This is a genomic window from Rhizobium sp. N122 (assembly GCF_002211295.1).
Taxonomy (GTDB): domain Bacteria; phylum Pseudomonadota; class Alphaproteobacteria; order Rhizobiales; family Rhizobiaceae; genus Rhizobium.
This window is the reverse complement of the sequence record NZ_LOKU01000024.1, coordinates 57,922-71,488: the sequence shown is the minus strand read 5'-3', so window position 1 is coordinate 71,488 and position 13,567 is coordinate 57,922. Positions and strand designations below refer to the sequence as shown.

At 56.5% G+C, this 13,567-nt stretch carries 13 protein-coding genes and 5 pseudogenes; 7 read left to right on the top strand and 11 right to left on the bottom strand.

The genetic code is table 11. The features are described from left to right. Positions 1 to 215 precede the first annotated feature (215 nt). Positions 216 to 405 (top strand): annotated as a pseudogene (locus tag ATY75_RS34025) (transposase); the annotation flags it as partial. Here the strand turns inward: ATY75_RS34025 and ATY75_RS19070 are convergent. From ATY75_RS19070 to ATY75_RS19045, 5 genes and pseudogenes are all read right to left on the bottom strand, one after another. After that, on the bottom strand, positions 387 to 884 hold the full coding sequence (locus ATY75_RS19070) for a helix-turn-helix domain-containing protein (protein ID WP_010005427.1): 498 nt from the start codon (positions 882 to 884) through the stop codon (positions 387 to 389). The pseudogene ATY75_RS34025 and the gene ATY75_RS19070 sit on opposite strands and share 19 nt — an antisense overlap. A 97-nt stretch (positions 885 to 981) precedes the next feature. Further along, positions 982 to 1,371 (bottom strand): hypothetical protein, encoded by a 390-nt coding sequence (locus tag ATY75_RS19065; protein ID WP_004674958.1) that lies wholly within the window; start codon positions 1,369 to 1,371, stop codon positions 982 to 984. Further along, positions 1,372 to 1,440 (bottom strand): annotated as a pseudogene (locus tag ATY75_RS35565) (ATP-binding protein); the annotation flags it as partial. Between the two features lie 112 nt (positions 1,441 to 1,552). Further along, positions 1,553 to 1,786, bottom strand: a pseudogene (locus ATY75_RS35115) (DUF5372 family protein); the annotation flags it as partial. Positions 1,787 to 2,669: 883 nt separating this feature from the next. Beyond that, positions 2,670 to 2,846 (bottom strand): DUF3606 domain-containing protein, encoded by a 177-nt coding sequence (locus ATY75_RS19045; RefSeq protein ID WP_004668584.1) that lies wholly within the window; start codon positions 2,844 to 2,846, stop codon positions 2,670 to 2,672. A gap of 474 nt (positions 2,847 to 3,320) precedes the next feature. Here ATY75_RS19045 and ATY75_RS19040 point away from each other — a divergent pair, with 474 nt between their 5' ends. Beyond that, positions 3,321 to 3,515: a hypothetical protein gene (locus ATY75_RS19040; RefSeq protein ID WP_010068053.1), complete on the top strand. Its 195-nt coding sequence runs from the start codon at positions 3,321 to 3,323 to the stop codon at positions 3,513 to 3,515. A 58-nt stretch (positions 3,516 to 3,573) separates the two neighbouring features. Next, a pseudogene (locus ATY75_RS34020) lies at positions 3,574 to 3,684 on the top strand (IS630 family transposase); the annotation flags it as partial. A 209-nt stretch (positions 3,685 to 3,893) separates the two neighbouring features. Here the strand turns inward: ATY75_RS34020 and ATY75_RS35110 are convergent. Continuing rightward, positions 3,894 to 4,071, bottom strand: a pseudogene (locus tag ATY75_RS35110) (IS630 family transposase); the annotation flags it as partial. A 173-nt stretch (positions 4,072 to 4,244) separates the two neighbouring features. Continuing rightward, complete coding sequence (locus ATY75_RS19035) at positions 4,245 to 5,156, bottom strand: LysR family transcriptional regulator (RefSeq protein ID WP_088938766.1); 912 nt, start codon at positions 5,154 to 5,156, stop codon at positions 4,245 to 4,247. Positions 5,157 to 5,398: 242 nt separating this feature from the next. On the opposite strand from ATY75_RS19035, the gene ATY75_RS19030 reads away from it, so the two are divergent. From ATY75_RS19030 to ATY75_RS19015, 4 genes are all read left to right on the top strand, one after another. Then, complete coding sequence (locus ATY75_RS19030) at positions 5,399 to 6,064, top strand: ABC transporter permease subunit (RefSeq protein ID WP_016737469.1); 666 nt, start codon at positions 5,399 to 5,401, stop codon at positions 6,062 to 6,064. Positions 6,065 to 6,068: 4 nt separating this feature from the next. Further along, positions 6,069 to 6,818 carry an ABC transporter permease gene (locus ATY75_RS19025; protein WP_088938765.1) on the top strand — a complete coding sequence of 250 codons (750 nt, stop codon included), beginning with the start codon at positions 6,069 to 6,071 and terminating at the stop codon, positions 6,816 to 6,818. A 57-nt stretch (positions 6,819 to 6,875) separates the two neighbouring features. Continuing rightward, positions 6,876 to 7,718, top strand: a complete 843-nt coding sequence (locus ATY75_RS19020) for a transporter substrate-binding domain-containing protein (RefSeq protein WP_088938764.1) — start codon at positions 6,876 to 6,878, stop codon at positions 7,716 to 7,718. 81 nt (positions 7,719 to 7,799) lie between these two features. After that, positions 7,800 to 9,035: a CapA family protein gene (locus tag ATY75_RS19015; RefSeq protein ID WP_088938763.1), complete on the top strand. Its 1,236-nt coding sequence runs from the start codon at positions 7,800 to 7,802 to the stop codon at positions 9,033 to 9,035. A 78-nt stretch (positions 9,036 to 9,113) separates the two neighbouring features. Here the strand turns inward: ATY75_RS19015 and ATY75_RS19010 are convergent, their stop codons facing one another. From ATY75_RS19010 to ATY75_RS18995, 4 genes are all read right to left on the bottom strand, one after another. Continuing rightward, the gene (locus ATY75_RS19010) at positions 9,114 to 9,599 is read right to left on the bottom strand and encodes a helix-turn-helix transcriptional regulator (RefSeq protein WP_088938762.1); all 486 of its coding nucleotides are present in this window, start codon (positions 9,597 to 9,599) and stop codon (positions 9,114 to 9,116) included. A 379-nt stretch (positions 9,600 to 9,978) separates the two neighbouring features. Next, on the bottom strand, positions 9,979 to 11,385 hold the full coding sequence (locus ATY75_RS19005; RefSeq protein ID WP_088938761.1) for a hypothetical protein: 1,407 nt from the start codon (positions 11,383 to 11,385) through the stop codon (positions 9,979 to 9,981). Between the two features lie 2 nt (positions 11,386 to 11,387). Further along, a complete protein-coding gene (locus ATY75_RS19000; protein WP_088938760.1) occupies positions 11,388 to 12,644 on the bottom strand; it encodes an MFS transporter in 1,257 nt (418 codons plus the stop codon). Positions 12,645 to 12,714: 70 nt separating this feature from the next. Further along, on the bottom strand, positions 12,715 to 13,566 hold the full coding sequence (locus ATY75_RS18995) for an AraC family transcriptional regulator (protein ID WP_245317602.1): 852 nt from the start codon (positions 13,564 to 13,566) through the stop codon (positions 12,715 to 12,717). Position 13,567: the final 1 nt, after the last annotated feature.

Here is a 13,567-nt window from a genome sequence, read left to right as displayed (position 1 = left end):
TTGAGGGCAGGTTGATGTGTATTTGACGGAGAGACCGGCGAACAAAACGTTCCAATCACGACAAACCTGACAAAAGTGGCGGATGCCCGACATTTGCGAGAAATGTCGACGGTTGCGCTGGGGACAAGGGAATTCACGTGGACTTCAAATCGCGCCAAGGATCATGTGCCTGTTCGTGGCTAAGGGGCGTTACCCGGAAAATCAAAACTCGCGGAGCTCTCCGCCATTCCATATCGCGCCGCGATATCTTCGAGCGCTTCCTGAAAGACGGCCGCGTCGAAGTGGACTCCACATGTTGAGCGGGCAATCAAGCCCCAGGCGTTAAGAAAAAATAGCCTGTTTGCTGAAGGTGACGAGGGCGCGACATACTCCTCATCTGATGATGTCTATAAAAGAGGATTTTGAACCGGATCCTGAGATATCGGACGCCGGGATCGCCTGGCATCGGCTTCGCGGCGCACGGTTTCGTGTTGAAGGTCGGAAAGCTGGATGATCCACGGCGCTCCGGTGCATAACTGGCGAGCGGGAAGGACACCGCTGCTGACCATCCGGTAGGCGGTAGCTCGACTCACCTTTAGAATGTCGGCGGCCTCGTCGAGGGTTCTCTCACCGCGTTCGGCCCGTTCACCTTCTCGATAGACGGAGATGCCGTGGATGTTGCGAAGACTGCAGACGTGGCTTCGCGTCCAGCTGGCGCCATGCCCTGTCCGCTTGCCGGATCGATTCAAGATCGCTGCGATCGACAAATCGGGCAACTGCCTCGCCAAGTTGCGAACGAGATCGACAACATCAGCCTTAACTGCCCAGCGGGTCTGGCCGATCTTGTTTTTCTTCACCGTCATCCGGGTGTGATCGCCACCCTGCCAATGAATGACGAGCGCCAATGTGTCGTCAACGGTATCGACAATGATTTCTTTGATCAGCAGCCGAATGATCTTTTGCGTGTCTCGATAGACGCGTCGGGACCTGTGCCATGCCTTACTATAGATCGCTACCGAGCATCATCAATCTTGTACGGTCGTCGGCCGATAAAGCAGGCGTGTTACGGTCGGTCGAGAGCATCTCGAACTGGACCTCGAGATCACGCAATAGGATCAGCTTCTCATTCCAGCGCCGCTCCAGTTCGCCGGCGACCAACCGATTGCCCGGATCGACAGCATCATACTGGCGGCGCGCCCTGGCAGCCTCGTATTGTGCTTGCTTGATTAAGTTCTCGAGTTGCTGTTGATTGTCGCTATGACGCTGCGTGTGCGCCTCCATTGCCCGCAAGGCCGCCTCGATTCCCAGAGGTTGCAATCGCTCGAGCACCTCCTGCGCCACGGCCCGATCGACCCGCATGCCGCCGAACCCGATACAGTTGCCGACCGCCATGGCGCCGAACGTGCCGCGACAAACATATCGCTGCGTATTGCCGCCTTTCCCGGAGTATTGAATGTGCAATCGGCGACCGCAGCGACCGCAACGGAATAGTCAGGCAACAAAGCTTGGCGCGCAGTTCAACGAGTTTGGTTGCCGAAAGGCGCGACGCAGCTACGATCTCGATCGAACTTGCCGCAGGATCAAACATCCATGCCGGAATTCGAAATGAACCACCGTGTGCCAGAATGAGCAGATAGTGAACGCCTTCGTGCTCATGGCTGCCGGTTACCAAGACGGTTTGGTCAACCAGTGGATGGAAGGGATAGGTGACCCTTGCTTCAAACGTCGGAAATCCGGCATTATGAACCCGGCTCGGAAGGCGGCGGCAGGACTTGGGCGACGATCGCGACGCTGCTTCAAACTGCATTTTGCCGCGCGCGGCAAAAGCACGTTTATACTGACCAGCAAACTATGCCGATTAACCGACTTTGCCAACGTTTCCGGCACCATAGCAGCCGCCTAGTCGGCATAGCTTAGGGTCTCTCCGTCGCGAAGGAGAGGACACATGAACGCAACTCAGGATCGCATCGCCCTATGCAGGAAGCTAGTCTACAGTCCACATCGGGACGACGATGCACGTGGCACTCGCTAAGCCTGTTTCGGGATCTGATCGACTGGCATGTCGGCAATGGAATACTCCGCAGGATTTAAGCGAGGTTCAGGTCGACCGCTTCCCTGAGCATCGTTTCAAACACTGGAGACCCGACTCGGGCGATTGATCGGCGCTCCGCCGCTCGCCTTTGGCGTTACGGGAGAATGGCTAATACCGACCGCGCTTCCTATTCAGCGCAGTGAGCACGAGAAGATCGACGATGCTGGCCGGTCCCAAAAAGGGGATGGCAGCTTCTAGAAGTCGATTGAACGGACCGGTCGGGACCGGCGTCCGCACGCGGTGCCCCACGGTCTGTGGGCCTCTGAATTCTGTTCTGCAGGTAAAGTCAGCCGACGCCGTCGCGTATCGCGACTTTGGAGCTCGTTGGGTTCGCTCGCCAGCCCCTTCCTCATGCGATGCGGCTCCGCCCCTTGCAAGAAACGCTCCGGCGTCCCAATACTTTTGGCTTTGCTCGACGGCGCTGTATCCCGCAGCTTCGATAGCCTTGCTCCGAAACGCTTCCTGCGGGGTCGTCAACTCCTGCAGTCAGGCGCCTTCCGCCGCTGCGTTATGATCCGTCGGAGCCAGACTTTCAGCGGCTGTTTCCGCCGCTGACTTTATGGCTGCGGACCCTCACGGTTGAACTCTCCAACCCGGATTAGTGCCGGTCGAGTTCGGCTTCGACCTTCTTGCGACTGTTGCCTACGTTCTTCACGGTCTTCTTCACCGCTTCCTTGGAAATGCCTTCCTTCCGGGCTTCGTACTTCACCTCGTGATCCTGACCACCTGCGACGCGAGCACGATCCTGGCTGCGGGCTTTGGATGTGGTTGCCATGGTGAGATCCTCCTAATGTCGGTCCTTACGAACGGGCGCCGATTCAATAAGTTCCGGCCTCCGTTATGGTGAGGCGCGCTTCGGCGATGTCGCGGACGCGCTGCACATGGCCTCGGGCGAGATGGTTCACTTCGACGATGAGATCGCGCAAGGCATATCTGCGACCGCAGTTAATCAGTAGCGGACAATTCTTCCCAGGCAGTTGGTACGGCTCGTCGTGTGCCTATGAGCAAACCCATGGATTGATTGTCATAGAAAGCAGGACTAGAACAACAGCGCTAATGCAGGAGCGCTCGGCATCCGAACGCAGAACAAGATCGCGGCGGAAGCCACGCAAGAGCGTCGTCTGCGAAGAGAAACCAAGCGGCTCGGCAGGTTGCGGCTAACCTCTGACCGAGTCGGCACCACGAAGGAGCCAACCCATCGGGGACAGATCCCCCTCAGCCGCTACATCAACGTGATTTGGAGTTTGGAATGGATCAATTTGCTACCGCCGACAACACCTCCGCAGCCGCTCGTCGCCGCGAAGCCAGGATTGCGAAGGGCTACAGCCTTGAGGACCTGGCCATCGCCACCGGACTTACGGTCGAGGAAATCGCAGCGGCCGAGGAACCCCTTCAGATCGTGCCTCAGCACCACCTCGAGCGCATTGAGCATGTGATCTCATAGCTTCCGTCGCCACCGGCACGCGGTCCCGGTTTAGGGGCCGCAGTCAACCACGGAGGGCGCGGAACGAAAGATCGATGCTCTATGGGACGTCCTAGGCGCATTGATGCTCCGCTTCACGCCGACAGAATGCGCAAACTACTTCAGGGCTGCTGGATATGAGCCGGATTGAACAGGATTTGCTCTAGTCGATATTGCGTCCAATTGAAGTGTCATCCGCCATTTTAAGATAACTGCAGAATCACTTAAAGAGAACATGGCACCAATGATCGCACAAACAACCGGTCCGCTTCTGCCAACCGACGCAGTTCCGATTGTCGCGATGTTCTTCTACGATATGGCGCAACTATCTGCTCGGTGGCTTAGGTAAGCCACCGCCGTTCGCGGCTTGTGGCTACTCATCCTGCCGGGCTGCGCTGTCCGTCGCGTCACGCGCCGCACCCAATCGATCGCGATGCTGATGCCAATGCGGAAGCGCTTGGACGCCGCCCGGCACCACACCCCTCCTGTATCACCGCTTCTACAACTTCTCGCGGTTATTCGAAACAGGTCTCGCCATCCAGCTCAGCCTCCTGACCGGCCAGAAGGATGAATCTGATTTGCGTCATAGGGAATCCTTCTCACGGGTCTACCTAAAATCATCCCACTCTAAGCTTACGCGCACAACTCGCGGTTCAGCATGAACTCGCAACATCTGTTTTACGGTGCGAGGGTCATACCTCGATGCGATCGTCAAGCAGCCCGATCTGTCAAAGCCGCGACTATCTCTTCCAATGCAAATCTTAGGCTATCACTCAGCTTTCTATCTTTTTGCCAAACGACGACGTAGTGATATATTGCCCCTGGATGAAATCGGCGGAACGCGACGCCGAAGTCAGCATATTCTCTCGCGATGATCTCGTTCGTAATCGAAACGCCGATCCCTGCCATGACATAGCCGATGTCGTGGCCATTGGCGTCATATTCCACAGCGATGTCAGGAGCGGTTCCCATATATCGAAGGGCATTGACGCTCATTTGGTGAGAGGCAAATTGCGGGTCGATATCAATGATCGCCTCACCGGCAAGATCTTCGGCAGTGACAAGCTGCTGTGCCGCAAATCGATGGTTGACCGGAAAAAGACATACGTTGGTGGCCGAGCCGACCGGCACCCAATCAAGAATGCGCTCATCAATAGGCAATCGGGAGATGCCAAGATCCGAGCGGCCGTTTAACACATGATCTGCAATCTGCTCATACGTGCCTGTTTTCACCTGAACGGCGTAAGAGCGGCTTCTCTCCCGAATCCTTTTGACCACTTTCGGCAAGGTCGCGAAGGAAAAAGTGCTTGGCGCCGCGATGCCGATCATTCGCGTATCGTTGTTCCGCAGGAAGTCGATTGACGGTCCGATCCGATCAAGTCCGGCAAACGCCGCGTCGATTGTGCGTAGAAATTCCCATGCCTTGACGGTGGGGATCAACCTGTTGTTTTCCCGGCGGAAGAGCGCGAAGCCGACAGTCTCCTCTAGCTGCTTGATGTTTTGGCTGACCGCCGGCTGGGTTATTCGCAACATCTGCGCTGCGAGCCTTTCCGAGCCGGCGCGCATAACCTCCCGCAATATTTGAAGGTGGCGGATCTTCACTCCGGAGTCGGTGACGTCCATGGCCGGGAATCTCAATCGTGGTCGAGCGACGCGCCTCATAAGCTGCGCTTATCAAAACTTCCTGAATCTTATAAATTGACGGCGGCAAGTCAAAGTATATTTTTGACATACGCCAAACTTAGAGCGCCGGTTAAGCTAATAAATCCAATCTACCCTCGGTTAAATCTCGGCAAGCCCTTTGTATATGTCGGGAGAATACCTTTCCTATTTCGGTGCGCTCGCAAGAATATTGGAGACTTGCATTGTACGCATTTGTAGATCAATTTTTATCTGGATTGAAGAACACACTTTTAGTGTTTGCCTTGAGCTGCGCTTTCGGGACCCTATTAGGTTTGCTTATTGCCGTTCTCCGCAACTCGACCCGCAAGTCGGTTTCATCGTGCATGCGGGCCTACACGGGCATCATCCGGGGTGTTCCGGAACTTCTGATCATCCTCCTAACGTATTTCGGCGGAACCGCCCTTTTGAGCGCGATTGCCGGTGGCTACATCGAGATTAATGCATTTGCGGCCGGTGTCGCGGCACTGACCGTCGTGTTCAGCGGGTACGCCGCGGAAATATTCCGTGGTGCGATCAACGCGGTTGCACCAGGCCAACGAGAGGCTGCAGCGGCGCTCGGGCTTTCGAACGCGCAGATTTGGTTTCTGATCATCATTCCCCAGATGATCCCGATCGCTCTGCCGGCATTCTGTAACCTCTGCATCTCCTTGATAAAGGATACATCGCTGATTTCCGTCGTCGGGCTGACGGATGTCATGCGCGTCGCCTATATAGGCGCAGGCTCACTGCGCGCTCCACTCCCCTTCTATCTCGCAGCGTCTGCAATCTACCTCGCCCTCACAAGCCTGTCGCTTCTTTCGTTCCGGTTATTGGAGCGCCGCTATTCGCTCCCGGCGATGAAAGGTTGAGGCAATGAGCATGACTATCGCGCTTGAAGCGTTTCTCACCCTTCCCCGCGGCCTTCTTCTCACTCTGGTTTTGACATTCGCATCGCTTGCCGCAGGCTTCGCCGTCTCGGTCCCGCTCGCCTTCCTACGGGCATCATCAAATCCGTGGGCTTCCGCGCCCGTGCTGGCATATACCTATGCGTTCCGCGGCACGCCACTTCTGGTTCAGCTTTTCCTGATTTACTACGGGATTGGCCAGCTTCCCCTCGTCCGTCAAAGCTTTCTATGGGCCGTGATGCGAGAGCCGTTCTGGTGCGCCTTCATTGCTTTGACCCTGAACAGCGCCGCTCATACGACAGAAGTTCTGCGCGGCGGGATTCAGGCGGTCCCGCGTGGGCAGATTGAAGCGGCCAAAGCCTTGGGCCTTTCCCGTTTCCACACTGCCCGTCTTATCGTGTTCCCTTTGACCCTCAGGATCGCTCTTCCCGCCTATGCAAATGAGGTGGTTGGAATGCTGAAGGCAAGCTCCCTTGCAAGCACCATCACGCTGCTTGAGGTGACCGGGCTCGCCCGACAGCTGGTGTCGGAGACATTCGCCCCATACGAGGTCTTCATTGCCGCGGGGGCTTTCTATCTGCTGCTTACCCTCTTGATCACGCAAGGTTTCCAGATGCTGGAGACGCATTGGACACCGACGGCAAACCGTCCGCCGCCGGCGCAACCTGTACCTCGAAGAGCGAACGAAAAGCCGCCTCTCGCCTCAGCTGAAACTTGACGCCAACCCACATCCCGGACGCCAACAATCAAACTCAGCAATGAAAGGAACATCGTCGTGAAACGAACACTTCTGCTTGCCCTGTCTCTTGTCGTCTGCGTCAACAACGCGGGAGCAATAGACAGGAAGACACTGACAATCGCCTCTGAAGGTGCTTCGCCGCCCTGGAATGCCATCACCCCCGAAGGGGAGCTCGCCGGCTTTGACATCGACGTCGGCCGCGATCTTTGCCAGAGGATGAAGTTCGAATGCACTTTCGTGCCTCAGGACTGGGACGGAATCATACCGGCGCTCACCGTCGGAAAATTCGATGCCATCATGTCGGGGATGGCGATAACTGAGAAGCGGAAGAAATCGATCGCTTTTTCCAAGCCCTACGCTGGAGGTTTCAACCAACTCGTCATACGCAACGATCTCAATCTTCCGCCCACGGATACGTCGGCCGAGCTCGACCTCACAACTATCGACCCTGAAAAGCAGGCAATGATTGAGACGCTTCGAGCCGCTCTCAACGGCAGAACTCTAGGCGTGTTGCGATCATCGAATTCGGAAGCGGTGCTCAATGAACTGTTCGGAAAAGTCGCGACGATCAGGAGCTACGATTCCCAGGACAACATGCATCTCGATCTCGTAGCTGAGCGCATCGATGGCGGTCTTGCCGACTATTTCACCTGGAAGGCCTTTCTCGACAGCACGGATGGCGGGATTGCGACGCTCTACGGCCCGCGGCTCTCCGGTGGCCTGTGGGGCCCGGGTGTCGGCGTCGGGCTCCGGCAAGATGACGGCGAACTGGTTGCGGCATTCGATAGCGCCATCGAGGCCGCCACGAGCGACGGAACCCTGAAGCGGCTGAGCGAGCAATGGTTCAAGATCGATGTTTCGCCGCAGACATCGAACTAGACACTGGCTTTCCGACACGCATTTCCCCCGAAGCCATAGCGCGTGAGCAATCGGCAGTCCCAAAGATCGAAGGTAGACCATATGTCCGCACCCTTTTCCATTGCTGTCACCGGCCAGTCGCTCATTCGTCATGATCTTCGAGCGATCAGCGATCCACGACTCGCTGAAATCGCAAAAATTCTCAAAGCAAGCGATGTTGCCTTCACCAATCTCGAGACGACTATCTATGGTCGTCATGGTGGATGGCCGCTCAAAGGCAGCTATTTCGGCGCCGCAGCGCCGGATGTCTTGGCTGCGTTGAAGGAGCTCGGTTTCAATAGCCTGGCTCTGGCAAACAACCATGCTTTCGATCTTGGACCGCCGGGGATCCTCTCGACGCTGGAGGAGGTTGCGGCACACAATTTCCTGCATGCCGGCATCGGCCACAACAAGCATCACGCTTCCACGGCACAGAAAATGACGTTCGGATCCCGAAATGTTGCGCTGATTGCCATGGACGCTGGGCCAGGCCCGTCTTTCATGTACGCTGAGGACGCAACTGAGGGCAGGATAGCAAGGCCCGGCATCAATAGTCTGAAAGTCTCCAGGGTATTTGACTTGGAAGCGGGAACATTCAACCTGCTTCGCTCCATCCAGGAGCGTGTTCTAAGTTCGCCCTTGGAGCGCGCGAATTATGCCCAGCCGGAGGATCCGCCTGATCTTCATGGCCAAGACGAAATTGATTTCTATGGAACCGTGTTTCGCAGATCAGATGAGACGGCTCGCCGCATCGTCGTGGACCGGCACAGCGCCTCGGCTCACCTTTCGGCGATCGCGGAAGAAGCGGGCCGCGACACACTCGTCATCGTGTATTTGCATCATCACCATTGGGAACGGAACTGGCAGCAAGTCCCCGTCTGGGTCCGCGAATTTGCGCACGACTGCGTGAACGCGGGCGCCGGCCTCTTTGTCAGCCATGGCGCTCCGGTCCTTCAAGCGGTCGAGATATATCGGAATACGCCAATTTTCTACGGCCTTGGCAACTTCCTCTTCCATACGGAAAAGGACGAACAGGAATGGAGCCCGCCGGAGGTGTGGAGGAGCGTCATCGCGACCTGCAATTTTGAAACTAGCGGACGGCTGGAAAATATCCGCTTGCGCCCGATTGTGATCGGTGGAACCGAGGCATTATCCAATCCTGCACGCGATCGCCTCCCCTTCCCTGTGCTTGCCGATGGCAGAATGGCGGCAGATATCCTTGACGATCTTGCCGACCGCAGTGCCGGTTTTGGCACTGTGCTTGACCGAGAGAAGAACGTCGGCCAGATGGTTTTTTAGATGCGGAATAAACCTGCAGTGCGCGACGAGAACTTTACGAACCGCTGACCAATTTGCGGCCGCGCTCTTGTTGTCTTTTCATCGAGAAACGTCCTTGTGTTCTTCCATCTCTTCATCGACAATCGAGCTGACGAGCGCAACAACGCGGCTGCGCACACGCGGGGAAAGGAGCAAAACGTCGTCTATCAGACGCCGTCCCTCCGCCGTGGATATGTAGGCAATCTTCTCATCGATCTCTGTTATGAATTCCTGGCCCTGAGTGGTTTCGGGATCTGGAAGGCCCTCGAAAAACCTTGAAACAGGGATCTTGAGGCAATTGGCAAGCTCGTAGAGCATCGAAGCGCTGACGCGGTTCTTGCCGCTCTCATATTTTTGCACCTGCTGCAAGCTGACCCCGATGCCGGCGCCGAGATCCCCTAGGGACACATTCGACTGCATTCGGCGGATACGGATTTGCTGTCCGACATGCCGATCAACTGGATGCACCAACTCGCGCGCTACATTCGACTGTTCGGCTTGCGCAGGCCTCGAAGTCCGGACCTGTGCTACTGCATAGCGCTTCATGGTGGACACCCCGATGGAGAGTTTCACGCGGTGCGCCCCCGCGGAATAACTCGCTCAACCCACTGATCGGGGAGTTCGTAACCGTACAAGACGGCCCTGTGGCCTTTAGTTCCGAGGAACCTGGACATACGCCACAGGCTCCTCGACCGAAGGTCAAGGAGTGTGGTGCCGAATCGGCCGACACCAACCGCTTGTAGGGGTTACGAAGCCCCGGGGCAGCGCGTACTGCCCTATCGAAAAAGATAGCGGGAATCCGCCCGCTGCGCAACCGAATTCTTTACAAAATTCAATAGCTTCGCTTTACGCGCGGACACTTGTCTCAAAAGCGAGAGGTCACGCTTCGGGCGGTAAAGTGGTCAGAAAACCAAAGGAGGTGCGATCAGCGGAACGCCCATTGCGAGGATTGTCTGCCCACTCTCCCGGAAGAATAGGCCACCGCAAGCTCCGCCCATAAGGGATCCTGGGTGAAGCTGGAAAAGGGCCCGCAAGCGTCGATAATGCTCATCTTGCCGAACTGTTCGAGAAGCGTTGCGATACCCTCACGACCAACCGCATTCAGCAGCGAAAACGGCTCGCAAGGCCCGGAGATGATGCGATGGCCCCAAACCCCTGGCCGTTCGTCGTTTGACAGTGTGTTGAGAAACTTTGTGTCATAACCGTTGCTCCTCAGCGCCTCGCAGAATGCCCAGCGCATCAACGGATAATAGATCGTATGCCTGCTTCCACCTAGAACACGCACGCCAGGCAAGATCGAAGTTATGATGAACATTAGTAGAAGGTTCGGCACGATCCGGCCAGTTTTCAGGGCCTCCACAAGACTTGGCGGCGAGAATTCAACACGGACATCTTCGGTCGCCTTCGACCGGAGGACTCGGCCATCCAGCCAAAGCGGAACAAGCCGCCCTTCAATGCAGCCCCAGAAAAAATGCGTAGAGTTTTTCAGCCAGCCTCGCCAAGCCGTGTCAGCGAGTTGATCGATGCAATGGATGAGGCGCATCGCGAACGCTCGGTCCTCGATCAGCGAGGCTCGCAGCCAGGACCGGCCATCGGAAAGGTGGTCCGCAACCAGGTCGGCCACGTCGTTATCGTCAAGCTGAAGAAGGTCGACCTGGCTGTCAGAATACCGCTTCCAAAGGCAAAGATTTGCCGCTTTGATCGCCTCTGCCGCCGACTGGAATTCGCCACGAGGCAAAAGGTCTCGCAAGCACGAAATTGCCTCCGAGTCAGGACCAGGCCTGTCGACGTTTTGAAGATGGAACCTGTAGCAGCCGTTTCTGCCAAGAATGCTGTAGGGGATCATTTTGCTGCGCGACAGCCCGAAGACATTGACTGCATCGCCATCGACGTGGAGCCAGGCCGGACCCTTGCGACCGCGTTCTACGAACTTCACTGTCGAGCAAGCGTAGGAGATATAGGATGTCCTGCCATGCGCGCGAAGTCCCATCAGGGAGAACAGATGGGTGTAAAATGCGTCAGGCTCGATCAACAGGTGGAGGTGGGGCCCACACTGCAGCACCGGAGCGACTTCGATTTCGGTTTGAAAGCGCGATGCGGCTTCTGCTGAATAACCCTGACGTTGCGCGACGGCCGCCACGCGTGACCGCAATAAAGACATTGCCTGGCTTCGCGCGACGCACCCCGATCGATCCGATCCAACCGAGAAGGCCGCCTTTGCGTAGTCGTTCAGCGTTGCCTGCTCAAACTGACGCAACCAAGGGAATAATTCAAAAATGAGGGCCAACACCTCACCTTTTGAAACCAGGTCACTATTGGGCGACGTCTCCATCCTCAGACGAACCGCCTTTCCACCGGCGCTCCCCGATCCATGTTAAAGTGAAAGAAGCGCGCGACGGTCACCATCAGCGCCCCGAAGAGGCCGAAAATCCCCGAAGGTGGAATTGCGTCTCCGATCGTCCCGATGATGCCATACGCAAGAAGCCCTATCGAAACACAGATCGTGTGGATTTGGCTTCGCGCCCGCCCCAACATGTCAATTGAAACGGTCGATTGAACCCGTACATCGATCAGGATCCGCGTGACATTGTAGCAGAAGCCAAGCAACACCAGTTGAACGAGCGCGGACAAAAAGCTCTGGAAAACCGGAAAGCCCAACAAAACAATGCCCGCGAGCGCCGACTGGAAGAGTATGCTTTGTCGTCGCGAACGCGCCCTTCTGAGAAGAAGGGTTGAACAGCCCGCAATCGAACCGAGGGCCCAACCTGCCTCGAGATAACCGAACTCTAGCGCCGACGCCTTGAGTTCACGGGTGACATATGCGGCGCCCAATACACTCACAAGCATGCCCATCGCATAGGTCAACGCATACATGACGGCGATGGTCTTCAGTGGGTGAACGACGGAGGTCGTCGGCAACAGATCCATCCGACGAATGCTCTTTGCCTGCAAATCCGATCGAGAACGAGAAGGCGGCTGTCGGCCGATCAGTGCCAGCAGCCCCAACAGTGATAGGCCGAAAAAGGCGCCAGGCAAGATCGACGTCAGATTCATCCCGATGGCGGTTAAGCTGTACCCGGTGACGATAGCGGCGATGAGATTGCCCGCCTGCATCGCAATATAAGACGCCGAATTGAATGAAGTGAGGTTCTTGGGACGCACGATGTCTGGAATGATGGCCTGCAGCGCAGTCGAATAGGTTCTGTCGATGAACGCGAAGATGGTCCACGATAGCCAAAGAACACTAAGTGGGTCACCGAACATGAGACCAATACCCGTTGAAAATATGAGGATCAACCTGGATAAATCGCAAGCGATACAGACGAAGCGACGATCAAATCGATCAACTAGAACGCCGCCAACATTGCTGGTGAGCAACTCGGCGGCACTGCCGAGCGCCAAAAGGATAGCAAGAGCGCTCGCGCTCTTGCTGAAATCTGTCGCAACCCATGCCGCCAGCACGAAGTAGACATTCCGGCCAGTGGCCGACGCCAGAACACAGAAGAGATAGATGCCGCGAGAGGCATAACACCCTATGCCGCTGCTTTCTGTCGCGCCCACTTCATCCACACTCCCTACTGGCAGGTTCATGGGGACATGCTATTCTTCTGAACAGCTGGCGGCTTTCATGAATTTGATATTATCTCTCGTCCAGAACCAGCTATTCTTTCCAGAGCGCCCGGTACTCGGCAGGGGAAAATCCCGTCTCTCGGCGAAATCTGGTCGAGAGGTGGCTCCCGCTGGAGTAGCCACAGGCGATGGCGATCTCGGTCACGCTGATCGCAGTCGTGCGGAGAAGGTCGGTCACGCGTTCAAGACGGCGTTGGTTATAGAAGCCATAGGGCGTCGAGCCTTGCGACTGCTTGAAAGCGCGGGAAAAATGCTCGTAGGTCAATCCCGCCTCTTCAGCCAGAGCGCGCACGCTCGGAGGTCGATCAATGTGAGCTTCAATTCGCCCTATTACGCGCTTGAGAACCGTAGGCGACAATCCTCCTCGAGACAATCTGCCAGATGTGCCGGAGCGGCGCTGCAGAAGTCCGAAGATAGCCGCGAGGTGCCCTTCAACGATCAGACTCCCCACGGAATCGTCGTGTGAAAGTTCTCCGGCAATCTGCCGCGCCAAGCATTGGATTGGCAGATCTCTAAATCCAAGCTCCGGACGTAAGGTGCCTACGCGCGGCAGCCTAGTCGTGAGGTTGGAAAAAAAATCCTGCGTCACGGTTATCATAAGATAACAACCCTCAGCATCCCCTTCATCCCAGCCGCTCCAATGGCAACCGGGCGGAATGTACACAAGCGAGCCGTCTGGACGCGGACTGAACTCGACTCTTCGTCCGTCCAGAAAGTTTTCGCCGGATGCCGCCGTACCCCTTATGTTGAGGAAGATCAGGTGGTCATCCGCGACAACGTCGATAACCTGTCGCCCGAGACTGCGCCGGCGAACGACATCTGCGCGGGCATGGCTCCAATGGCCTTGCTGGTGAAGGATGATCTCCCCTTGTGACTTCTTCATT